This is a genomic window from Streptomyces sp. NPDC091281 (genome assembly GCF_044757425.1).
Classification (GTDB): Bacteria; Actinomycetota; Actinomycetes; order Streptomycetales; family Streptomycetaceae; genus Streptomyces.
In genome coordinates, this window is record NZ_JBIVUY010000008.1 from 314,390 (window position 1) to 336,310 (window position 21,921).

Here is a 21,921-nt window from a genome sequence, read left to right on the forward strand (position 1 = left end):
GGGCCGTGACGACGATGACGGAAGCGTCCGTACGCGAGTTCAAGATGCCGGACGTGGGCGAGGGGCTCACCGAGGCCGAGATCCTCAAGTGGTACGTGCAGCCCGGTGACACGGTCACCGACGGCCAGGTGGTGTGCGAGGTCGAGACGGCCAAGGCCGCCGTCGAACTCCCCATCCCCTACGACGGCGTGGTCCGCGAGCTGCGTTTCCCCGAGGGCACCACGGTCGACGTCGGGGTGTCGATCATCGCGGTCGACGTCTCCGGCGGGGCCGCCCCGGCACCCGCGGAGGCCGCCCCCGCCGCGGAGGCGCCGCAGGCCGCGCCCGCCGCCGAGGAGGAGAAGCCCGCGGGCTCCGGCCGCCAGCCGGTCCTCGTCGGGTACGGCGTGGCCGCCTCCTCCACCAAGCGCCGCCCGCGCAAGAGCACCGGTGGCCCGTCCCAGGAGACGGCGGCGGTCGCCGCGGCCGTCCAGGCGGAGCTGAACGGCCACGCGGCCCCGCCCGCGCCCGCAGCCGCCCCGGCTGCACCGGCCGCCACCGCACCGGCGGCGCCCGCCGCGCCCGCGACCCCCGCCGACCGGTCCCGTCCGCTGGCCAAGCCGCCCGTGCGGAAGCTGGCCAAGGACCTCGGCGTCGACCTCGCCGCGGTGGTCCCGTCCGGCCCGGACGGGATCATCACCCGCGAGGACGTCCACGCCGCGGCGGCCCCCGCGGCCGTGCCCGCGCCCGCGACGGTCCCCGCCGCCGCACCGGCCCCCGCCGTGGCGCCCGCCCCGGTGGCCCCGGCCGCCGCCGTCGGGTTCGACGGCGCGCGCGAGACGCGTATCCCCGTCAAGGGGGTCCGCAAGGCGACCGCGCAGGCGATGGTGGGCTCGGCGTTCACCGCGCCGCACGTCACCGAGTTCGTGACGGTCGACGTCACGCGCACGATGAAGCTCGTCGAGGAGCTGAAGCAGGACAAGGACCTCCAGGGTCTGCGGGTCAACCCGCTCCTGCTGATCGCCAAGGCCCTCCTCGTCGCCATCAGGCGCAACCCGGACGTCAACGCGTCCTGGGACGAGGCGAACCAGGAGATCGTGCGCAAGCACTACGTCAACCTGGGCATCGCCGCGGCCACCCCGCGCGGGCTGATCGTGCCGAACATCAAGGACGCGCACGACAAGACGCTGCCCCAGCTCGCCGAGGCGCTCGGAGAGCTGGTGGCCACCGCGCGCGAGGGCCGCACCTCCCCGGCGGCCATGCAGGGCGGCACGGTGACCATCACCAACGTCGGTGTCTTCGGCGTCGACACCGGCACGCCGATCCTCAACCCGGGCGAGGCCGCGATCCTCGCGGTCGGGGCGATCAAGCTCCAGCCCTGGGTCCACAAGGGCAAGGTGAAGCCGCGTCAGGTCACCACCCTGGCGCTCAGCTTCGACCACCGCCTGGTCGACGGCGAACTGGGCTCCAGAGTCCTCGCCGACACGGCGGCCGTCCTGGAACAGCCCAAGCGGCTGATCACCTGGGCCTGACCGGTTGGGCCTGGACACCTGGGCCTGACCAGTCGGGCCTGATCACCTGGGCCTGACTATTTGGGCCCGACCGCCCACACCGTGCGCTCCCGGGGAGACCCGTCCCCGGGAGCAGCGGCATCTTCGGGCGGTCCGGGCCGTGTCCCGGTGGCCGGCCGGCCCCTGTCCGCGCGGTCGGACCGGCTCCCAGGGCCCCCGCCCTCCGGTATGCGCCCCCGCCCCGCCCTACACCGGCACGTGCACCGACGACACCCTGCTCGCGACCAGCCGTTCCCGTTCCCGGCGGGCCGCCTGCCCGCGCAGCCGCAGGATCTGGCTCACGCCGAACGCCTGGAGGACGAACACCGACGAGAAGGCGATCCGGTAGTCGTCGCCGGTGGCGTCCAGCAGGACGCCGATCGCGAAGAGGGTCGTCATCGAGGCGACGAAGCCGCCCATGTTGGTGATCCCGGACGCGGTGCCCTGCCGTTCGGGCGGGTTCGCGGGCCGCGCGAAGTCGAAGCCGATCATCGACGCGGGCCCGCACGCCCCGAGCACCGCGCACAGGGTGACGAGCAGCCACATCGGGGCGTGGGCGCCGGGCCAGGCCAGCGTCGTCGCCCACAGCACGGCCGTCGTCCCGACGGTGCCGAGGGTCAGCGGCAGCCGCGCCCCGTGGTGCCGGGCGACGACCTGGCCGTAGACGAGGCCGACGGCCATGTTGGACAGGACGACCAGGGTCAGCAGCCCGCCCGCCGTGCCGCGGTCCAGGCCCTGCGCCTCGACGAGGAACGGCAGGCCCCACAGCAGCAGGAACACCATCGCCGGGAACTGGGTCGTGAAGTGCACCCACAGTCCGAGCCGGGTGCCGGGTTCGCGCCAGGACGCGGCGATCTGACGGCGGACGTAGGCGGCGCCCCGGTGCGGGAACGGTTCGGGCTCGTGGCCCTCGGGGTGGTCCTTGAGGAACAGCAGCATCAGGACGAGGACGACGACCCCGGCGAGCGCGCTGCCCGCGAACGCGGCCGTCCAGCCGACGCCGTGCAGCAGCCGGGCGAGGACGAGGGTGGAGACGAGGTTGCCCGCCATGCCCACCAGGCCCGCGAGCTGGGCGACCAGCGGCCCGCGCCGGGCGGGGAACCAGCGGGTGCCGAGCCGCAGCACGCTGATGAACGTCATGGCGTCGCCGCAGCCGAGCAGCGCGCGCGAGGCGAGCGCGGTGCCGTACGTCGGGGAGAAGGCGAAGCCGAGCTGTCCGGCGGTGAACAGGACGACGCCGATGGTCAGCACCCGCTTGGTGCCGAGCCGGTCGACCAGCAGGCCGACGGGTATCTGCATGCCCGCGTAGACCAGCAGCTGGAGGATGGAGAAGGTGGACAGCGCCGAGGCGTTGACGTCGAAGCGGTCGGCGGCGTCGAGCCCGGCCACCCCCAGCGACGTACGGAAGATGACGGCGACGAAGTAGACGGAGACGCCGATCCCCCAGACGGCTGTCGCGCGCCGTCCGCCCGGCGGGTCACCCGGCAGGGTGAGCCTGGCGGCGGCTCCGCCCGCGCTCACCGGACCTCCCCGCGCGCGAGGTGCGAGAACCAGCCGACGTGTCCGCGGACCACGGCGACGGCCCGTTCGGCGTCCCCGGAGCGCAGCGCGTCGAGGATCTCGCCGTGCTCGCTGAGGGTCTTGGCGATGCGGTCGGGGTGGGAGTGCATCACGGCGACGCCCATCCGCAACTGCCGGTCGCGCAGCTGGTCGTAGAGGCGCGACAGGATCTCGTTGCCGCCGCTGCGGACGATCTCGGCGTGGAAGCAGCGGTCGGTGACGGCGGCCCCGGCGAAGTCGCCCGCGGCGGCCTGCTCCCGCTGGCGCGCGAGGAGTTCCTCCAGGCGCGCGACGAGTCCGGGGGGCGCGGGCACGGCCTTGCGCGCCGCGTGTTCCTCGACCAGCAGCCGGGTCTCGACGACGTCCTTGATCTCCTGCGCGGAGACCGGCAGGACCAGCGCGCCCTTCTTCGGGTAGAGCTTGATCAGCCCCTCCGCCTCCAGCCGCAGCAGCGCCTCGCGCACCGGGGTCCGGGAGACCCCGACGGCCTCGGCCAGCTCACCCTCGGTGAGGAGCAGACCGCCTTCGTAACGGCGGTCCAGGACACCCTCTTTGACGTGGGCGTAGACGCGTTCGGCGGCCGGGGGCTGCTTGCCGGGAGCGGGCTGCGGGGAGTGCGGGGAGGGGGTGGGGGAAGACGCCGGGGAGGACGACCGGGACGACGACAGGGAGGGCGCTGACGGCATGCCGACAGCTTAGATACAACACGTACGCAAGGGGAGTGCGGGTCCAGCATCCGGGACGGCGGCGGTGGTTCGGGCCGCCCGCCCGGCGGTGTCCGGTACCGGCCGGAGTCCCGACTCGGCCCTGCGGGAGCGCAACCATCTGTGCTACTTACGTGTCTCACACATGCGGCCCGCTCAGCTTCGCCACCCAACTCGGCCGCACCGCAGGGGCATTCGACTTCAAATCGGGGTATTCCAGTGATAACCGCCAATCAGGGCATCCGTCGTCGCAGGGCCGTCGCCGTCGTTCTCACGACCGGTGCGATGCTCGCCACGGGCGCCCTCACCGCGGCACCCGCCCAGGCCGTGGCCGCACCCTCGATCACCGCCAAGGGCGGGTTCGTGATGAACAGCGCCAACGGCAAGACGCTCTACTCCAAGTCGCCCGACACCAAGCGGCTGACCGCCTCCACCACCAAGATCATGACCGCGCGGGTGGTGCTGGCCCAGCCGGGTCTGAACCTTGACTCGAAGGTGACGATCCAGAAGGCCTACAGCGACTACATCGTCGCCAACAACTACGCCTCCAACGCCAAGCTCATCGTGGGCGACAAGGTGACCGTCCGTCAGCTGCTCTACGGGCTGATGCTGCCGTCGGGCTGCGACGCCGCCTACGCGCTCGCCGACAAGTTCGGCAGCGGCTCCACGCGCGCCGCGCGCGTGAAGTCGTTCATCGGCAAGATGAACAGCACGGCGAAGTCGCTCGGCATGAAGAACACCCGCTTCGACTCGTTCGACGGGATCAGCCGCGGCGCCAACGCCTCCACCCCGCGCGACCTCACGCTGCTCGCCCGCAGCGCGATGAAGAACTCCACGTTCCGCGCGGTCGTCAAGGCCAAGTCGTACACCGCGACGACGGTCACCAAGACCGGCGCGAAGCGGAAGATGGCGGCCTGGGTCAACACGAACACGCTGCTCGGCTGGAACGGCACGCTCGGCGTCAAGACCGGCTCCGGCACCGAGGCCAAGTACTGCCTGGTCTTCGCGGCCACGTCCGGCCGCAAGTCGATCGTCGGCGCGGTGATGACCGCCCCGTCGGCCGCCCAGCGCACCACGGACGTGCAGAAGCTCATCAAGTACGGCTACTCCCGCATCTGACGCGGACTCCGGGCCGGCCGACGTCGGCTCAGGGCCGCGCGCGGTCCGCGGACCGCGGTCGGGCGGACGAACGGGAAGGGCCCGTCGTGTCACTCACGACGGGCCCTTCCCGTTGTCGTCGCTCGCCTCGCCGTTCCCGTCGGGCCGCCGCGGGCCCCGGTTCCGCGCGGCCCGGGTGGCGCCTACCGCGTCACCGCGAAGTGGCGCAGGACCGCCGCCGTCAGCTCCGGTTCGCCCTCCGCCTTCACCCGGTCCGCGACCGCGTCCGCCGTCACCCGCCCGCAGGCGAGCCGGACGTACGTCTCCCAGTCGAGGGAGAAGGCGGCGGCGGGCCCGAGCGCGGGGGCCGTCTCGACGGTGCCGCGGCCCTGGATGTCGACCCGGACGGTACGCAGGAACTCCACCGGCCCGTGCACGTCGAAGACGATCGCGGAGCTGCGCGGCGCGTCCGCCTTCTCCGCGACGACGGCGGGCAGCTCCTCCAGCAGCACGTCGCGGGCGATGTGCGCGCCGGGGGAGTCGAGGTTGCCGGGGACGCCGAGGGCGGCGCGCAGGTCCTGCTCGTGCACCCACACGTTGAACGCGTGGCCGCGCATCGACTCCTCCAGCGTCAGCTCGGTGCCGAGCGGGCCGCGGACCGCCTGGCCGGGCTGCCGGTTCTCGTTCCGCAGCTGCCGGTTACGGCGGATGATCATGAGTTCCAGCTCGGAGGTCATCTCCGGCGAGGTGTGGTGACGGCGGACGTCGACCTGCATCTCCATGTACCGCTGGAAGTCGTTGGTGACGTGGAACAGGTCGCGCGGCAGGGTGTGGATGGGCCGCGGGTCGCCGTACATCTCGCTGTCCAGCCCGATGACGTGCGAGACCAGATCGCGCACCGACCAGCCGGGGCACGGCGTCCGCCGGTTCCAGTCCGCCTCCACCAGCGGCTGCACCAGCCCAGATATGGCCTCGATGGAGTGGGTCCAGGCGTCGGCGTAGGGCTGGAGAGTGGGATGCAGACTCACGGAACGGGACCCCTCGGCGGTCGTAACTCGGTACTCGGGCAGGTCGTGGCGGCGTTGCCAGCGGGAGGCGCGGCTGTCGGCGGGTGTCGGCGGCGGTCGGCGGCTGTCTTGGGGTTCCCCGGGGCCCGGCGGCGTCCGAGCGGGGGAGCCCCCAAGTTACGCTGATGCCAGGCACCCCGGCAGTGCTTTCGTGTGACGATCGTAGGCCCGTGTGGACGGCTCGAATGCCAGGACGGTGGTAGTGTGCGCGCCTCTCTCCTCCAGATCGCCGTAGACGAGGGCGAATCGGTCGAATCGCGCCGCGCGCGGGTGGCCGCGCTCGTGCGGGAGCAGGCCGGGACGGCCGATCTCGTCGTCCTCCCCGAGCTGTGGACGACGGGCGCCTTCGCCTACGAGTCGTTCGCCACCGAGGCGGAACCGCTGGAGGGGCCGACGTACGAGGCGATGGCCGCGGCCGCGCGGGACGCGCGCGTCTGGCTGCACGCGGGCTCGATCCCCGAGCGCGACCCGGACGGCCCCCTCTACAACACCTCGCTCGTCTTCTCCCCCGACGGGGAACCGGCCGCCGCCTACCGCAAGATCCACCGCTTCGGCTTCGACCAGGGCGAGGCCGTGCTGATGAGCGCGGGCACCGACCTCGTGACGGTCCCCCTGCCCGGCACCGTCCTCGGCCTCGCCACCTGCTACGACCTGCGCTTCCCCGAACTCTTCCGCGGCCTCGTCGACGCGGGCGCCGAGACCCTCGTCCTCTGCGCGGGCTGGCCGGAGCGGCGCCGCGCGCACTGGACGCTGCTGGCGCAGGCGCGCGCGGTCGAGAACCAGGCGTTCGTCCTCGCCTGCGCGACGGCCGGGACGCACGCCGGGGTCGCGCAGGCCGGTCACTCGATCGTCGTCGACCCCTGGGGCGAGGTCCTCGCCCAGGCAGGCCCCGGCGAGCAGGTCCTCACCGTCGAGTTCGACCCGGCCCGCGTCCCGGCGGTCCGCGAGGAGTTCCCGGCGCTCAAGGACCGGGTGCCGGGGCTCACGACGCCGCGCCGCTGACCCGGCGGGGCCGGGCGGGCCGGATGTCGTCCGGGCCGGTGCGGGCGGCCAGGACGGCTGGGCGGGCCAGGACGGCCGGGGCGGCTCGGGCGGCTCAGGCGGCGGTGCCCGGCTCCTCGGCGGCGGGGCGGCCCAGGCGGTCGACGAGGTCCCGCAGGACGGTGCCGTACTCCGGCTGGGACAGGGCGTGCGCCATCTGCGCCACCAGGTAGTCGGTCGGGTTGCCCGTGTCGTACCAGGTACCGCGGATGACCTGCCCGTAGACGGCGCGGTCCTTGGCGTACGCGTTGATCGCGTCCGTCAGATAGATCTCGCCGACCGGCCGCCCCGCCTCGCGGGCCTCGTACCAGCGGCGGGTCTGCTCCCGCAGCTCCTCCACGATCCCCGGCGTGATGACGTAGCCGCCGATGGCCGCGTACTCCGACGGGGCGTCCGCGGGGCGCGGCTTCTCCGTCAGACCGGTGATGCGCAACTGGCCCCCGCCCAGGTCCTCCTTGACGACCGGCACGCCGTAACGGTGCGCCTCCGTACGGTCGATGGGCAGCAGCGCCAGCACCGGGCAGCCGGTCTGCTCGTGGGCGCGGATCAACTGCTGGGCGCGCGGCACCTCCGCCACGAACACGTCGTCGGGCCACAGCACGAGGACCGGCTCGTCGCCGAAGCTGCGGGCGGCGTTGAGCACGGGCGTGCCGTTGCCGTACGGGCCGTGCTGGTCGAGGTAGGTGATGTGGCCCCGGCGGGCCAGCTCGGCGACCTCCTCCACCGCGTCCGCGTACCCGTCCTTGCCGTCGGCCCGCAGTTGCGCGACCAGGGCGGGGCTGGCCCGGAAGTGCTCCTGGATCAGCGACTTGCCGCCCGAGACGACGATGGTGATGTCGGTGATGCCGGAGTCCACCAGCTCCCGCACGGTGTGCTCGATGACCGGCTTGTCGCCGACCGGCAGCATCTCCTTGGGGATCGCCTTGGTGAGGGGCAGCAGACGGGAGCCGAGTCCCGCGGCGGGGATCACGGCCCTGCGGATCGTAGGGGGCATCGGGCTCCTCGGTCGCCGGGCTGCCGCACCGACCGGCACGGCACGCCCGACGCTACCAACGGGAGACGGCGCTCCGGGGCGATCTCCACGACTGTGATCCGTACGGCTGTTGTCCGTACGGTGGTGATCCGTACGGTGGTCTTCCGTACGGCGGTTGCCGGTACGCACGGCTGTTGCTACGTACGGCTGTTGTCGTTGCGGCCGGTGTCCGTGCGGCTCGGCGCCGGCCGCCGGGGTCGGTCCTCCCGGCCAGTCCTTCCGGTCAGTCCTCCCGGTCCTTCTCCGCCAGGTGGATCACGCAGACCGCGACCGCGATCAGCAGCGCCGGGTCCGCGTCGTCGCGGACGACGTCGACGCCGTAGGTCTCGCGGATGCTGAGCCAGCGGCGGGAGATGACGGCGAGGAGTTCGCCGTCGTACTCCACGGCGAACTCGCGGTCGAGGATCTTGCCGCTGACGTCCAGCTCGGTGCGGCCGTCCGCGAGCGAGACGCGGTAGTGGTTGCGCAGCAAGGACAGCCGCTTGCGGCGGATCGTCGCCAGCGGTTCGCCGTCCCGCTCGATCACCATGGTGTCGCGCAGCGCGAACATCTTCTGGTGGATGTCGATCAGGACCCGCCCACGGGTGTCCTTCAGCTCGAAGGTGTCCCGGAGCCGGATCGCCTTGCCGTCGACGAGGTAGACCTTGTTGCCCCGGTCGTCCTCGATCCAGTAGTCGTCGCCGAAGCCGAGAATGCGGTCGCGCACGAGGAATCTCATACGGTGACGGCTTCCCCGGCGACCGCCCGGGGACGCAGACCGTAGGCCGTCGGGGGTCTACCGGCGGATATCCACAGGCGGATATCCACAGGCCGGACGGCATCCGTCCGGCGGTGGCAAGCTTGCCGTTGCCACACTGAGTGGGTGCACCAAGACACGATCTGTGATCTCTATCTTCGCCTGTCCCTCGACAGGGACGGCAAGACCGCAATCGAACGGCAGGAAGCCGACTGCCGTGCCTGGGCCGAACGCAACGGACTGACCGTCCGCAAGGTCCACATGGACAGAGGGCGCTCCGGCTACAAGACCGTTGAGCGCAAGGGCTTCGACGCCGCGTTGGCGGCTGTGACGGCGGGTGTCGTCGGCACGCTGATCGTCTGGAAACTGGACCGCCTGTCCCGCAAGGGCATCGGCCAGGTGGGCAAGGTGCTGGACGGCATCGAGAAGGCCGGCGGCCGTCTCGTCTCAGTCCTGGACGGTCTCGATACTTCGAACGACTCGGCGCGCATGGTCGTCGCGATGCTGGCTGAGCTCGCCCGGTCCGAGTCGAAGAACCTTGGTACGCGTGTCGGTCATGCGAAGCGCTACCTCCGCAGCAGGGGGCAGTGGATCGGCGGACAGCCCCCGTACGGACTGCTCATCGACGGGCAGACCAAGAGACTGGTCCACGACCAGGAGCATGCCGTCTACGCTCGCCTGATCGCGGATGAAGCACTCGCCGGGACATCGTTGGTCAAGATCGCCCGTCTCCTCAACGAGTACGAGATCCTCTCGCCGAGGGGCGGGCAGTGGAACGCGGCCAGCATCACGCAACTCCTGCGCTCCCCTGCGTTCGCCGGCCTGATGCCGGAGACCGAGAGCGTCGTGACGGATGGCGGCGAGCGGAAGTACACCGGCAGGGTCTTCCCGTACCGCGATCCCGAGACGCGGGACACCGTCGAGATCGGCGAGGGGATCATCACGGTAGGAGAGCGTGAACAGATCATCCGCACGCTGGAGTCCAGAACGTTCGTGCACGCAGGAAAGCGGCGGCCGAAGCCCGAGGGGACGGCTCTGCTCACGAGGCTCGTCTTCTGCGCGGTTCCGGGCTGTGGTCGCCGCATGCACCGTGTGGGCGGGAGCTATCAGTGCATGGCTCGCCGCGCGGGCAACCAGTGCATCGGAGCGTCAGCGTTGGCTGAGGCGGTGGACCAGTACGTGACGGAACAATTCCTCACCAAGCTCCCGGCGCTCGGACCGGACGACCCGCTGCTTGTCGCGATCGCAGATCGCTGGGTGCATCGTGTGGACCCGGAGACCTTTGCGAAACGTGATGCGCTCACGGCCGAAATCCAGGACGAGGAAGCCCGCTTGGCTGATCTGGAGGATGCGCGCTACCTGCGTGGTGAGTTCAGCGGTGCCGCAGCCGTGGAGCGCTACAACCGGCTTTCAGGACGACTGAGGGGACGCCTCGACGGCCTTCGTGGCGAGCTCCAGAGGCTCCCCGTGCCGTCCGTGGACGTGTCTTCGATGCTCGACGGCGTCACCCTGCGCGAGGCGTGGACGGTCGCGACGAACGAAGACCGGCGCGAACGGTTGTCACTCGCCATAGACCGGGTCGAGGTGAGCAAGGGGGTGCGCGGTCAGCGGATCATCCCCGAGCAACGCGTCCAGATCCATTGGGCGAAGCCGGTCGGCACCGACCCCGCTGTCTGAGCACCCGGTAGACGCCCACCGACAGCGGACAGGCGGCCGACCTGATCGCCACAGCACGCAACATCCCCTTTCCAGACGCGCGCATACGTCGAGGCGCTCCTCAGGGCGATTCGCGACCGCCGGGCGCTGCCCGATTACCTGTCCTCCGGGAGTTCTCTGAGGTCGCCGTGGTGGAGCGTATGCCCTGAGCAGCCGCTTCGTACGGCCGTGATTCTGCGTTCACGCGCGGATGGCAAGCTTGACGGATGAACGATGCCGTCCCGGAGCCCACCCCTGGTCCTGCGCCCCGCCGCCGTGCCCGTGTCCGCGCCCCCGAGCTGATCGGCAAGGGCGGCTGGCTCAATACCGGAGGCGAAGAGCTGACCCTCGCCGACCTGCGAGGTAAGTGCGTTGTTGTGGACTTCTGGACCTTCTGCTGCGTCAACTGCCTGCACGTCCTGGACGAGCTGCGCGAGCTGGAGGAGAAGCACCGGGACACGGTGGTCGTCGTCGGGGTGCACTCGCCGAAGTTCGTGCACGAGGCCGAGCACCGGGCGGTCGTCGACGCCGTCGAGCGGTACGGGGTGGAGCACCCGGTGCTCGACGACCCCGAGCTGGTCACCTGGAAGCAGTACGCGGTGCGGGCCTGGCCGACGCTGGTCGTGATCGACCCCGAGGGGTACGTGGTCGCGCAGCACGCCGGTGAGGGGCATGTGCACGCCATCGAGCGGCTGGTGGCCGAGCTGGAGGCGGAGCACGGCGCGAAGGGCACCCTGCGGCGCGGCGACGGGCCGTACGTGGCGCCCGAACCGGAGCCGACCGCGCTGCGCTTCCCCGGCAAGGCACTGCTGCTGCCCTCGGGGAACCTCCTGGTCAGCGACACGACCCGGCATCAGCTGGTCGAGCTGGCGGCGGACGGGGAGACCGTGCTGCGCCGGTTCGGGTCGGGGCTGCGCGGCTTCACCGACGGGACGGGGACGGCCGCCGCGTTCAACGAACCGCAGGGGCTCGCGCTGCTGGAGGGCTCCGGCGGCTCGGGGGGCTCGGACGGCTCCGGCGACTCGGGTGGCTCCGGCGGCTCGGGGGGCGCCGCCGTGGTCGTCGCGGACACGGTCAATCACGCGTTGCGCCGCCTGGACCTGGCCACCGGTGAGGTGACGACCCTCGCGGGCACCGGGAAGCAGTGGTGGCAGGGGTCGCCCACCGCCGGTCCGGCCCGCGAGGTCGATCTGTCCTCCCCGTGGGACGTGGCGCTGTTCGGCGGCAAGGTGTGGATCGCGATGGCGGGCACCCACCAGCTGTGGACGTACGACCCGGCGGACGGCACCGTCGCGGCGGCGGCCGGGACCACCAACGAGGGGCTGGTCGACGGACCCGCCGCCGAGGCCTGGTTCGCGCAGCCCTCGGGCCTCGCGGCCACCCCGGACCGGCTCTGGCTGGCGGACTCCGAGACCTCGGCGCTGCGCTGGGTGGACCCGGAGGGCACCGTGCACACCGCCGTCGGCACCGGGCTGTTCGACTTCGGGCACCGTGACGGCCCCGCCGACCAGGCGCTCCTCCAGCACCCGCTGGGGGTGACCGCGCTGCCGGACGGCTCGGTGGCCGTCTCCGACACCTACAACCACGCCCTGCGCCGCTACGACCCGGCGACCGGCGAGGTCACCACCCTCGCCACCGATCTGCGCGAACCGAGCGACGCGGTGCTCGTCGGTGACGACATCGTGGTGGTGGAGTCGGCGCGGCACCGGCTGACCCGGCTGCGGCTGCCCGAGGAGGCGGTGCGGGTGGCGTCCGTCGCGCACCGCACCCGCCGCGCCGCCACCGAGGTGGCGAGAGCGGGGGTGCGGCTGGACGTGATCTTCCAGGCGCCGTCCGGGCAGAAGCTCGACACCCGGTACGGGCCCTCCACCCGGCTGCTCGTCTCGTCCACCCCGCCCGGACTGATCGTCGCGGGCGGCGGGGCGGACACCGCGCTGTCACGGGTGGTGGAGTTCGACCCCGCCGTGCCGGAGGGAGTGCTGCACGTCTCCGCGATGGCCGCGTCCTGCGACGACGACCCCGCGAACCCGTATCCGGCCTGCCACGTCCACCAGCAGGACTGGGGCGTGCCGGTGGTGCTCACCGACGACGGCGCCGACCGCCTGCCGCTGGTGCTGGCGGGCATGGACGGCTGACGCCGACGCTGCCGCCGTCGTCGCTGCCGGACGCCTCGGGCGTCCCGGCTGTCCGGGGCGCCCGAGGCATCCCGGGACGTCTCAGCTGTCCGGGGTGTCTCAGCTGTGCGGGACGTCTCAGACGCCGTAGCCGTCGCGGTAGCCGTCGCGGCGCTGGTGGTCGGTCTCGACCACCGTGGAGGCCGGGGGCACCATCACGCGGCGGCGACGGGCGATGCTGCTGAAGGTCGTGACACCGATCAGTCCGACGATCATCAGGATGACCCCGACCAGGTCGAGGTTGACCCCTTGCATGTCCCAGTCGGTCGCAAACGTGAGGATGGCTCCCGCGGCGATGAGGATGATGCATCCGCCGAGGCCCATGGTGTCGCCTCTCTGTCCGGTGTACCCGTCGGTCCGGTCCGGTCGGGCCGGTCGCGGAATCCGGGTACCCCCGGCGTCAACACGCATGCCTCGAAGCGCCCTTGACACCGCCGCAGGAACCGTCGACGGACCGTCAGCGGAGCGCCTCCCCGGCGCTCCCGCGGGTGCCGTGCGGCGTGGCCCTCAGCCCTCCAGGAAGGCGACCAGCGCGTTGGCCAGCAGGTACGGGTCGTCCGCGCCGCACAACTCGCGCACGCTGTGCATCGAGAGGATCGCCACCCCGATGTCGACGGTCTGGATGCCGTGCCGGGCCGCGGTGATGGGGCCGATCGTCGTGCCGCAGGGCATGGAGTTGTTGGAGACGAACGACTGGAAGGGCACGCCCGCCCGCTCGCAGGCGGCGGCGAACACCGCGCGGCCCGAACCGTCCGTGGCGTAGCGGTTGTTGACGTTGACCTTGAGGATCGGGCCGCCGTTGACGCGCGGGTGGTGCGTGGGGTCGTGCCGCTCCGCGTAGTTGGGGTGCACAGCGTGCCCGGTGTCGGAGGAGAGGCAGACGGTCCCGGCGAAGGCGCGGGCGCGGTCCTCGTAGGAGCCGCCGCGCGCGAAGACGGACCGTTCCAGCACGCCGCCGAGGAGGGGCCCGTCGGCGCCGGTGTCCGACTGGGAGCCGTTCTCCTCGTGGTCGAACGCGGCCAGGACGGGGATGTACGGCAGGTCGGCGCCGCCGGTCGCGACGGCGGCGAGGGCGGCGGCCCCGGCGTGCACGGAGAGCAGGTTGTCCATGCGCGGACCGGCCACCAGCTCCTCGTCCCGGCCGAGGTACGCGGGCGGTTCGACGGGGTGCGTCATCAGGTCCCAGCCGGTGACCTCGTCGGCGGCGAGCCCGGACTCCTCGGCGAGGAAGGCGACGAGGTCGCCGTCGCGGACGTCGTGCCCGAGGCCCCACACGGGCTGGACGTGCCGCTGCTTGTCGAGCTTGAGGCCGTCGGTGTTGACGGCGCGGTCCAGGTGGATGGCGAGCTGCGGCACGCGCAGCAGGGGTCTGCTGACGTCGACGAGGCGGGTCGAGCCGTCGCGCAGGGTGAGCCGTCCGGCGATGCCGAGGTCGCGGTCGAGCCAGGAGTTGAGGAGCGGGCCGCCGTAGATCTCGACGGCGACCTGGCGCCAGCCGTGCGCGCCGGTGTCGGGGAGCGGCTTGACGCGCAGGTTGGGGGAGTCGGTGTGCGCGCCGACGATGCGGAACGGGGTGTGGGGGGCGGCGCCCTCGGGGACGTACCAGGCCACGATCGCGCCGCCGCGCAGCACGTACTTGCCGCCGCTCGTCCCGTCCCAGGCGTCCGTCTCGGCGACCTGCCGGAACCCGGCCTTCTCCAGCCGCTCGGCGGTGGTCGCCACGGCGTGGTAGGGCGTGGGGCCGGCCGTGAGGAAGGTCAGGAGATCGTCGGTGTGGCCGCGGTCGAAGCGGGGGGGTTCGCTCATGGGTTCACCTTAACGACGTACGAAAGCCCGCTCCCGGTGATGGGGAACGGGCCCTCGTGAGGACGGTGTGGAGGTCGGTCCATCCCCGGTCGAAGCGGACCGGGGGCGGGCCGGGGCCTGGCCGGGACGGGCGGGGGCGGGCCGCGGGGCGGTCCGAGCGCGCCCCCGGCCGGGGCGGCGGCGGGTCCTAGAACGCGGCCTCGTCCAGCTCCATCAGGTCCAGGTCGACGTCGCTCGCGATCGTGCGGGCGAGGGTGACGCCGGGCAGGACGTTGGCGGCGAAGAACTTGGCGGCGGCGATCTTGCCGGTGTAGAAGGCGCGGTCCTTGGCGGAGGCCGTCTCCAGCTTCTCGGCGGCGACCGCGGCGCCCTTCAGCAGCAGGTAGCCGACGACGACGTCACCGGAGGCCAGCAGCAGCCGGGTGGTGTTGAGGCCGACCTTGTAGATGTTCTTGACGTCCTGCTCGGTCGCCGCGAGGTCGGTCAGCATCAGGCCGACGACGGCCTCCAGCTCGACGGCGGCCTTGGCCAGGTGCTCCCGGGCGCCCGCGAGGTCCTCGCCGCCGGTGCCGAGGGCGAGGAACTTCTTGATGTCCTCGGCGAGCGAGTTCAGCGCGGCGCCCTGGTTGCGGACGATCTTCCGGAAGAAGAAGTCCTGGCCCTGGATCGCGGTGGTGCCCTCGTAGAGGGTGTCGATCTTGGCGTCGCGGATGTACTGCTCGATCGGGTACTCCTGGAGGAACCCGGAGCCGCCGAACGTCTGGAGCGACTGCGCGAGCTGCTCGTAGCCCTTCTCGGAGCCGTAGCCCTTGACGATGGGCAGGAGCAGGTCGTTGAGCGCGTGCTCGGCCTTGGCGTCGGCGCCCTCGGCCTCCTTGACGGCGATCGCGTCCTGCACGGAGGCGGTGTAGAGGACGAGGGCGCGCATGCCCTCCGCGTACGCCTTCTGCGTCATCAGCGAGCGGCGGACGTCGGGGTGGTGGGTGATGGTGACCTTGGGGGCGGCCTTGTCCATGAAGTTCGCCAGGTCGGGGCCCTGGACGCGCTCCTTGGCGTACTCCAGCGCGTTGAGGTAGCCCGTGGAGAGGGTGGAGATGGCCTTCGTGCCGACCATCATGCGGGCGAACTCGATGATGCGGAACATCTGGCGGATGCCGTCGTGCTTGTCGCCGATCAGCCAGCCCTTGGCGGGGTGGCGGTCGCCGAAGGTCATCTCGCAGGTGTTGGAGGCCTTGAGGCCCATCTTGTGCTCGACGTTGGTGGCGTAGACGCCGTTGCGCTCGCCCAGCTCACCGGTCTCGGCGTCGACGTGGTACTTCGGGACGAGGAACAGGGAGAGGCCCTTGGTGCCGGGGCCGGCGCCCTCGGGGCGGGCGAGGACGTAGTGGAGGATGTTCTCCGACATGTCGTGCTCGCCGGACGTGATGAACCGCTTCACGCCCTCGATGTGCCAGGAGCCGTCCTCCTGCCGGACCGCCTTGGTGCGGCCCGCGCCCACGTCGGAGCCCGCGTCCGGCTCGGTGAGGACCATGGTGGAGCCCCACTGGCGGTCGACGGCGATGCGGGCGATCTTCTTCTGGGTGTCGTTGCCCTCGTCGAAGAGGATGCCGGCGAAGGCCGGGCCGGAGGAGTACATCCACACGGCCGGGTTGGCGCCCAGGATCAGCTCGGCGTACGCCCAGATCAGGGACGGCGGGGCGGTGGTGCCGCCGATCTCCTCGGGCAGGCCGAGCCGCCAGTACTCCGAGTCCATGAAGGCCTGGTAGCTCTTGCGGAAGGACGCGGGGACCGGCGCGGTGTTCGTCTCCGGGTCGAAGACCGGCGGGTTGCGGTCGGCGTCGGTGAAGGACGCGGCCAGCTCGTTCTCGGAGAGGCGGGTCAGCTCCTCCAGCACGCTGCGGGCGGTCTCGGTGTCCATCTCCTCGAACGGGCCGGTGCCGTACAGCTTGTCGCGCCCCAGCACCTCGAAGAGGTTGAACTCGATGTCGCGGAGATTCGACTTGTAGTGCCCCATGGCGACGGCTCCCGGCTCCGTAGTAGAGATTTCGGCAGAGAGATCGGCGAGGCACTGGATCGGGGGATCGGGCCCTCGCGTCGTTCACATACCAACAAGTAGCAAGTGACTACGATGATGCTACCCGTCGGTAATAAGGCGCAACCCCAACTCGGTCAAGTGTGAGAAGGGTCTAGCCCGCGCCCGCTTCCTGCTCCCGCCCGAGCCCCCGAGCCGGGCGGCTTCCTCGCTACGCTTGCGCCATGTACGGATACGGCCAGCCCATGGACGGGGGCGCTGCCCAGCAGCAGTACGCCCAGCCGCAGCAGCAGATGTCCGGCGGCCTCGGCGGATACGGTCAGCAGCCGCCCCTGTACCCCGAGCCGTCACCGCCGTCGCTCGCCGACGCGGTGCGCGCCTTCACCACCGGGCAGCTGGCCGCCGAGGACTTCCAGCAGGTCTTCGCCACGTCGAAGGTCTACTGCCCGCGCGGCGACAATCCCGGTTTCCTCGCCCTGCACAACACCCAGCAGCCGGTGATCCCGATGTTCAGCACCCTCAAGGAGCTGCGGCGCTACGCGGGCAAGGAGTCCAAGTACTTCGTCATCACCGGCGCCGAGGTCCTCGACCTGCTGCCCACCGGCTACGGCTTCGTCCTCGACATGGAGGGCGAGCACCGGATGGTGTTCGACGCGAAGGCGGTCGAGCAGATGGTCGAGTTCGCGATGCGGCGGATGTACGGCTGAGACGTACCGCTGGGGCCCGGGGGTCCGGTGGGGGCCCTGGTGACAGAGGGGACCCGAGCGCGTACGGTGCGTGGGCCCACCTGTTCTTCACCGTTCTTCCACAATCGATCCCGCGCATCGTCCAGGAGAAGCCCGGAGGGAATGTCCTCCGGGCTTCCGCCGTTGTGGGTGGCAGAAAGTTCAACGCTCAACTAAACTCGGACGTACGTCGCCCCAAGGAGGTACCGACATGCCCGCAGTGACCGTCGAGAACCCGCTGACCCTGCCGCGCGTGGCCGCGCCGGCCGACGCTGTGGCCCGCCCCGTGCTCGGCGTCACGACCGCGCCGAGCGGTTTCGAGGGCGAGGGCTTCCCGGTGCGCCGGGCGTTCGCGGGAATCCACTACCGCCACCTCGACCCGTTCATCATGATGGACCAGATGGGCGAGGTGGAGTACGCGCCGGGCGAGCCCAAGGGCACCCCCTGGCACCCGCACCGCGGCTTCGAGACCGTCACCTACATCATCGACGGGATCTTCGACCACCAGGACAGCCAGGGCGGCGGCGGCACCATCACCAACGGCGACACCCAGTGGATGACGGCCGGTTCGGGCCTGCTCCACATCGAGGCGCCGCCGGAGGCGCTGGTCATGTCGGGCGGCCTCTTCCACGGCCTCCAGCTGTGGGTGAACCTCCCGGCCAAGGACAAGATGATGGCCCCCCGCTACCAGGACATCCGCGGCGGCAGCGTGCAGCTGCTGACCTCGCCGGACGGCGGGGCGCTGCTGCGGGTCATCGCGGGCGAGCTGGACGGGCACGCCGGGCCGGGCATCACCCACACCCCGATCACCATGGTCCACGCGACCCTGGCGCCGGGCGCGGAGATCACCCTCCCGTGGCGCGAGGACTTCAACGGCCTCGCCTACGTCCTGGCGGGCAAGGGCGCGGTGGGCGCGGAGCGGCGTCCGGTCCACGTCGGGCAGACGGCCGTCTTCGGCGCGGGCGGCTCGCTGACCGTCCGGGCGGACGAGCGGCAGGACTCCCACACCCCCGACCTGGAGGTCGTCCTCCTCGGCGGACAGCCCATCCGTGAGCCGATGGCCCACTACGGCCCGTTCGTCATGAACACCAAGGCCGAACTCCAGCAGGCCTTCGACGACTTCCAGAAGGGCCGCCTCGGCACCGTCCCGGCGGTCCACGGAATGACGGAGGGCGGCCTGTAGGGGCCGGGTCCCCCCGCCGCGGCGGGAGAAGCGGGCCGGGAGCCGTACCCCAGGGTGCGGGTCCCGGCCCGCTGACGGTCCGTCACCCGCGTGGCCCTGTGCGGGGGACAGCAGGGCGGGGGCGTGGTCGGGTGGGCGTGTGCTCTTGCTTCCGGATGCGGTGCGGCGGGTCGCCGCCTGGTGTGTGGTCGTGCTGCTGGTCTCGGGGGTCGTCTACATCGGGATCAGGCTGTGCGTGGAGTTCAGTACGGCCGTGGTGCCGGTGCTGCTCGCGCTGCTGGGGTCCGCGCTGCTCGGGCCGTTCCACCGGCGGCTGGTACGGGCGCGCGTCAACCGGTCGGTGGCGGCGGGGGTCACCTGTGTCGCCGTGGTGGCCGTGGTCGGCGGGGCCGTCTACATCGTCGTCGCCGCCATCCTGGACAGCGGGGACGAGATCGTCGCCTCGCTCAAGGACGCCTCCCGTTCCCTCGCCGAGCACTTCGGCCCGGCCGGGACCTCCCTGGAGGACGTCGCCTCCAACGCGCGGGAGCTGCTGTCCAAGTTCGGCGGGACCGCCGCCTCCGGGGTGATCAGCGGGGTCAGCGTGGTCGCGGAGTCGATCGCCGTCGCCGTCCTCGCCCTGCTGCTCGTCTTCTTCTTCCTGCGCGACTCCGACCGGGCCGTGGCCACCCTGCGCACGATCGCCCCGGCGGGGACCGCCGACACCCTGGAGGCGATGGCCCGGCGGGCGTTCCGCGGGGTCGAGGGGTTCATGCGGGGGACGACGTTCATCGCGTTCATCGACGCCGTCTGCATCACCGTCGGACTGCTGGTGCTGCGGGTGCCGGGCGCCGTGGGGCTGGGCGCGCTGGTCTTCGTCGGCGCCTACATCCCCTACCTGGGCGCCTTCCTGTCCGGGGCGGTGGCCGTGCTGGTGGCGATGGCGGACCGGGGCTTCGTCATCGCGCTGTGGGTGCTCGGGGTGGTGCTGGCGGTGCAGGTGCTGGAGGGGCACGTGCTCCAGCCGATGATCCAGAGCCGCACCGTGCAGATGCACCCGGCGGTGGTGATGCTGGCGATCACGGCGGGCGCCTCCGTCGCCGGGATCATCGGCATGCTCCTCGCCGTCCCGCTGACGGCGGCCGTGTTCGGCGTCGTGCACGAGCTGCGGGAACGGTACGGGCCCGGCGGCGGGGCGGAGGCGACGCCGGAGGCGGGCGGCTCCCCCTGACCGGTCCGGCGGCCCAGGGTCAGCCGAGGTCCGGCCCCTCGGCCTGGTCCGCCGGGTCGGGCCGAGGGGCCGGGTCGGTCCGGTCGGCCGCGTCCGGTAGAGCGTCCGGGTCGTCCGTGCCCGGTGTCTCGTACAGCTCGAACCAGATGCTCTTGCCCTCGCCGCGCGGGGCGACCCCCCAGGCGTCGGCGAGCAGCTCGATGAGGACCAGGCCCCGGCCGGAGGAGGCCAGCTCGCCCGGTCGGCGCTTGTGGGGCAGGTCGTCGCTGGTGTCGGTGACCTCGACCCGGATACGCCGCCCGCCGGGGCCGACCCCGGTCACCTCGGCCAGCAGCAGCGCGTCCGCGTCGGTGTGGACGAGGACGTTGGTCAGCATCTCGGAGACCAGCAGGACGGCGGAGTCGACCTGGTCGGCGCTGGGCCAGTCGTGCAGCAGCTCGCGCAGTTGCCGCCGGGCCTCCGCGACCCGCTCGGGCTCGGCCTGCGCGATCGTGAGGACGGAACGCCGTACGGCGGTCCGGGCGGGCGCGGTCGCGCCGAGGCCGACGCCGCCCTCGCACTGGCGGCAGACCAGCAGCAGGGCGATGTCGTCCTCGCGGCGGTCGGCGAACGGGCCGGTGGTGTGGTGGGAGGACGGCCCGTGCACGGCTTGGACCAGCGCGTCGGCCAGCTCCTCCAGGCCGCCCTCGTGGGTCTCCAGGATGCCGCGCACCCGCTGCCAGCCGCTGTCGAGGTCGTGGCCGCCGGTCTCCAGCAGGCCGTCGGTGCTCATCATCAGGGCCTCGCCGGGCTCCAGGGCCAGCCGGGTGGTGGGGTAGTCGGAGTCCGGGTCGATGCCGAGGGGCAGACCACCGGCGGTGGCCCGGAGCAGGACGGTGCCGTCGGCGAGCCGGATCGCCGGGTCGAGATGCCCGGCGCGGGCCGTCTCCAGCAGCCCGGTGGCCGGGTCGACCTCGATGTAGAGGCAGGTCGCGAAGCGCAGGTCGCCGTCGGCGCCCGCGTCGTCGGTGTGGGTGAGGCCGTAGAGGAAGCGGGAGGCGCGGGAGAGGACGGCGTCGGGGCGGTGGCCCTCGGCGGCGTACGCCCGCAGCGCTATCCGCAGCTGCCCCATCAGGCCCGCCGCCCGCACGTCGTGGCCCTGGACGTCGCCGATGACGAGGGCGAAGCGCTGGTTGGGCAGCGGGATCATGTCGTACCAGTCGCCGCCGACCTGGAGGCCGCCGCCGGTCGGTATGTAGCGGGCGGCGAGGGTCATGCCGGGGATCTCGGGGCCGAGCGTGGGCAGCATGGAGCGCTGGAGCCCGTCGGTCAGCTCGCGCTGGGTCTCGGCGGCGCTCGCCCGGGTGAGGGCCTGGGCGAGCATGCGGGCCACGGTGGTGAGGACGGACCGCTCGTCGGGGGTGAACGCCACCGGGTAGGCGAAGCCCGCCATCCAGGCGCCCATGGTCCGCCCGGCCACCGTCAGCGGCAGGAACGCCCACGAGTGCCGGTCGAAGCGGGCGGCGAGCGGCCAGGTCAGCGGGTAGCGGGTGCGGTACTGGTCGGGCGAGGAGAGGTAGACGGCGCGGCCGGTGCGGACGACCTCGGCCGCCGGGTAGTCGGTGCCGAGGGCCATCTGGGTGAAGGGGTCCTCGTCGCCGGGCTGCTGGCCGTGGTGCCCGATGATCGTCAGCCGGTCGCCCGTCACGCCGAACACGGCGAGCCCGTCCGGGGAGAACCCCGGCATCGACAGTCCGCCCGCGACCCGCAGGACCTCCTCCGTGGAGCGGGCCTCGGCCAGCGCGCGGCCCGCGTCCAGCAGGAACGCCTCCCGCGAGCGCCGCCAGTCGCCGGTGACGGCGGTGCGCCCGGCGGGGGTGCCGGGGCGGGGCTCGGTGACCTCCTGGAGGGTGCCGATCAGCTCGTACGCCTTCTTGACCGGGTCGAAGGACGGCCGGGAGCGGCTGCGGACGACGCGGACGATCCGGCCGCGCTCGTCCATGATCCGGATGCGGACCTCGGCGAGGGTGCCCTCGGCGGCGGCGAGCTGCACGATGCCGGTGATCTCGTTCCAGTCGACCGGGTGCAGCCGGGCCCGGGTCTGGGCCTCGGTCAGGACGGTCTCCTCCGGGGGCAGCCCGAGCAGCCGGGCGGCCTCGGCGTCGGCCGTGACCAGTCCGGTGGCGGTGTCCCAGTGCCAGACTCCGGTCGCGAGGGTGGCCAGGACCTCCCCCACGGCGGGCAACGGCTCGCCAGTGCGCATTGCCCCACTTTAAGAACAGACGATCGAAGAATGCCACTGATCCCCCTACCGGTCGTCTGTCGCCCGTTCGTCGGCGATCGGCCGTC

General features: G+C 72.1%; 17 protein-coding genes. 8 read left to right on the plus strand and 9 right to left on the minus strand.

What is annotated here, in order from left to right; genetic code table 11:
* Positions 1-5 precede the first annotated feature (5 nt).
* Positions 6-1,511, plus strand: a complete 1,506-nt coding sequence (locus ACIQPQ_RS22635; RefSeq protein WP_401306273.1) for a dihydrolipoamide acetyltransferase family protein — start codon at positions 6-8, stop codon at positions 1,509-1,511.
* Between the two features lie 225 nt (positions 1,512-1,736).
* On the opposite strand, the gene ACIQPQ_RS22640 is transcribed toward ACIQPQ_RS22635, so the two are convergent.
* A complete protein-coding gene (locus tag ACIQPQ_RS22640) occupies positions 1,737-3,050 on the minus strand; it encodes a nitrate/nitrite transporter (protein ID WP_401306275.1) in 1,314 nt (437 codons plus the stop codon).
* Positions 3,047-3,775 carry a GntR family transcriptional regulator gene (locus tag ACIQPQ_RS22645; protein WP_401306276.1) on the minus strand — a complete coding sequence of 243 codons (729 nt, stop codon included), beginning with the start codon at positions 3,773-3,775 and terminating at the stop codon, positions 3,047-3,049. Before ACIQPQ_RS22645 ends, ACIQPQ_RS22640 begins: the two co-directional genes overlap by 4 nt.
* Positions 3,776-4,078: 303 nt before the next feature.
* On the opposite strand from ACIQPQ_RS22645, the gene ACIQPQ_RS22650 reads away from it, so the two are divergent.
* Positions 4,079-4,912 carry a D-alanyl-D-alanine carboxypeptidase family protein gene (locus ACIQPQ_RS22650; protein ID WP_401306277.1) on the plus strand — a complete coding sequence of 278 codons (834 nt, stop codon included), beginning with the start codon at positions 4,079-4,081 and terminating at the stop codon, positions 4,910-4,912.
* Between the two features lie 182 nt (positions 4,913-5,094).
* Here the strand turns inward: ACIQPQ_RS22650 and ACIQPQ_RS22655 are convergent, their stop codons facing one another.
* Positions 5,095-5,919, minus strand: coding sequence for a maleylpyruvate isomerase family mycothiol-dependent enzyme (locus ACIQPQ_RS22655; RefSeq protein WP_383769735.1), 825 nt, complete (start codon positions 5,917-5,919; stop codon positions 5,095-5,097).
* Positions 5,920-6,162: 243 nt separating this feature from the next.
* Between ACIQPQ_RS22655 and ACIQPQ_RS22660 the strand changes: the two genes are divergently transcribed.
* Positions 6,163-6,960: a carbon-nitrogen family hydrolase gene (locus ACIQPQ_RS22660; protein WP_401306278.1), complete on the plus strand. Its 798-nt coding sequence runs from the start codon at positions 6,163-6,165 to the stop codon at positions 6,958-6,960.
* A 94-nt stretch (positions 6,961-7,054) separates the two neighbouring features.
* Here ACIQPQ_RS22660 and ACIQPQ_RS22665 read toward each other — a convergent pair whose 3' ends face one another.
* Both ACIQPQ_RS22665 and ACIQPQ_RS22670 read right to left on the minus strand, forming a co-directional pair.
* Positions 7,055-7,993, minus strand: a complete 939-nt coding sequence (locus ACIQPQ_RS22665) for a UTP--glucose-1-phosphate uridylyltransferase (protein WP_401306280.1) — start codon at positions 7,991-7,993, stop codon at positions 7,055-7,057.
* 262 nt (positions 7,994-8,255) lie between these two features.
* A complete protein-coding gene (locus tag ACIQPQ_RS22670) occupies positions 8,256-8,750 on the minus strand; it encodes an LURP-one-related/scramblase family protein (protein ID WP_383769727.1) in 495 nt (164 codons plus the stop codon).
* A 144-nt stretch (positions 8,751-8,894) separates the two neighbouring features.
* Between ACIQPQ_RS22670 and ACIQPQ_RS22675 the strand changes: the two genes are divergently transcribed.
* Positions 8,895-10,445, plus strand: coding sequence for a recombinase family protein (locus ACIQPQ_RS22675; protein WP_401306282.1), 1,551 nt, complete (start codon positions 8,895-8,897; stop codon positions 10,443-10,445).
* A gap of 245 nt (positions 10,446-10,690) precedes the next feature.
* Positions 10,691-12,598: an NHL domain-containing thioredoxin family protein gene (locus tag ACIQPQ_RS22680; protein ID WP_401306283.1), complete on the plus strand. Its 1,908-nt coding sequence runs from the start codon at positions 10,691-10,693 to the stop codon at positions 12,596-12,598.
* Between the two features lie 117 nt (positions 12,599-12,715).
* On the opposite strand, the gene ACIQPQ_RS22685 is transcribed toward ACIQPQ_RS22680, so the two are convergent.
* The 3 genes from ACIQPQ_RS22685 to ACIQPQ_RS22695 all read right to left on the minus strand — a co-directional run bounded on the left by ACIQPQ_RS22685 (position 12,716) and on the right by ACIQPQ_RS22695 (position 16,457).
* Positions 12,716-12,961, minus strand: a complete 246-nt coding sequence (locus ACIQPQ_RS22685; RefSeq protein WP_383769719.1) for a DUF6458 family protein — start codon at positions 12,959-12,961, stop codon at positions 12,716-12,718.
* A 183-nt stretch (positions 12,962-13,144) separates the two neighbouring features.
* Complete coding sequence (locus tag ACIQPQ_RS22690; protein WP_401306285.1) at positions 13,145-14,443, minus strand: M18 family aminopeptidase; 1,299 nt, start codon at positions 14,441-14,443, stop codon at positions 13,145-13,147.
* A 187-nt stretch (positions 14,444-14,630) separates the two neighbouring features.
* Complete coding sequence (locus ACIQPQ_RS22695; protein WP_401306286.1) at positions 14,631-16,457, minus strand: acyl-CoA dehydrogenase; 1,827 nt, start codon at positions 16,455-16,457, stop codon at positions 14,631-14,633.
* Positions 16,458-16,699: 242 nt separating this feature from the next.
* Here ACIQPQ_RS22695 and ACIQPQ_RS22700 point away from each other — a divergent pair, with 242 nt between their 5' ends.
* The 3 genes from ACIQPQ_RS22700 (at position 16,700) to ACIQPQ_RS22710 (ending at position 19,593) form a co-directional block, all read left to right on the plus strand.
* On the plus strand, positions 16,700-17,182 hold the full coding sequence (locus ACIQPQ_RS22700) for an SseB family protein (RefSeq protein ID WP_383769712.1): 483 nt from the start codon (positions 16,700-16,702) through the stop codon (positions 17,180-17,182).
* Between the two features lie 229 nt (positions 17,183-17,411).
* Positions 17,412-18,383 carry a pirin family protein gene (locus tag ACIQPQ_RS22705; RefSeq protein WP_383769709.1) on the plus strand — a complete coding sequence of 324 codons (972 nt, stop codon included), beginning with the start codon at positions 17,412-17,414 and terminating at the stop codon, positions 18,381-18,383.
* A 139-nt stretch (positions 18,384-18,522) separates the two neighbouring features.
* Positions 18,523-19,593, plus strand: a complete 1,071-nt coding sequence (locus tag ACIQPQ_RS22710) for an AI-2E family transporter (protein ID WP_401306288.1) — start codon at positions 18,523-18,525, stop codon at positions 19,591-19,593.
* A gap of 19 nt (positions 19,594-19,612) precedes the next feature.
* Here ACIQPQ_RS22710 and ACIQPQ_RS22715 read toward each other — a convergent pair whose 3' ends face one another.
* On the minus strand, positions 19,613-21,835 hold the full coding sequence (locus ACIQPQ_RS22715; RefSeq protein ID WP_401306289.1) for a SpoIIE family protein phosphatase: 2,223 nt from the start codon (positions 21,833-21,835) through the stop codon (positions 19,613-19,615).
* Between the last annotated feature and the right edge of the window lie 86 nt (positions 21,836-21,921).

Coding starts and splice junctions, on each gene's coding strand:
- ACIQPQ_RS22645 (WP_401306276.1), bottom strand. CDS start 3,775: ATGCCGTCAGCGCCCTCCCTGTCGTCGTCCCGGTCGTCCTCCCCGGCG.
- ACIQPQ_RS22650 (WP_401306277.1), top strand. CDS start 4,079: ATGCTCGCCACGGGCGCCCTCACCGCGGCACCCGCCCAGGCCGTGGCC.
- ACIQPQ_RS22665 (WP_401306280.1), bottom strand. CDS start 7,993: ATGCCCCCTACGATCCGCAGGGCCGTGATCCCCGCCGCGGGACTCGGC.
- ACIQPQ_RS22670 (WP_383769727.1), bottom strand. CDS start 8,750: ATGAGATTCCTCGTGCGCGACCGCATTCTCGGCTTCGGCGACGACTAC.
- ACIQPQ_RS22680 (WP_401306283.1), top strand. CDS start 10,691: ATGAACGATGCCGTCCCGGAGCCCACCCCTGGTCCTGCGCCCCGCCGC.
- ACIQPQ_RS22685 (WP_383769719.1), bottom strand. CDS start 12,961: ATGGGCCTCGGCGGATGCATCATCCTCATCGCCGCGGGAGCCATCCTC.
- ACIQPQ_RS22690 (WP_401306285.1), bottom strand. CDS start 14,443: ATGAGCGAACCCCCCCGCTTCGACCGCGGCCACACCGACGATCTCCTG.
- ACIQPQ_RS22695 (WP_401306286.1), bottom strand. CDS start 16,457: ATGGGGCACTACAAGTCGAATCTCCGCGACATCGAGTTCAACCTCTTC.
- ACIQPQ_RS22700 (WP_383769712.1), top strand. CDS start 16,700: ATGTACGGATACGGCCAGCCCATGGACGGGGGCGCTGCCCAGCAGCAG.
- ACIQPQ_RS22705 (WP_383769709.1), top strand. CDS start 17,412: ATGCCCGCAGTGACCGTCGAGAACCCGCTGACCCTGCCGCGCGTGGCC.
- ACIQPQ_RS22715 (WP_401306289.1), bottom strand. CDS start 21,835: ATGCGCACTGGCGAGCCGTTGCCCGCCGTGGGGGAGGTCCTGGCCACC.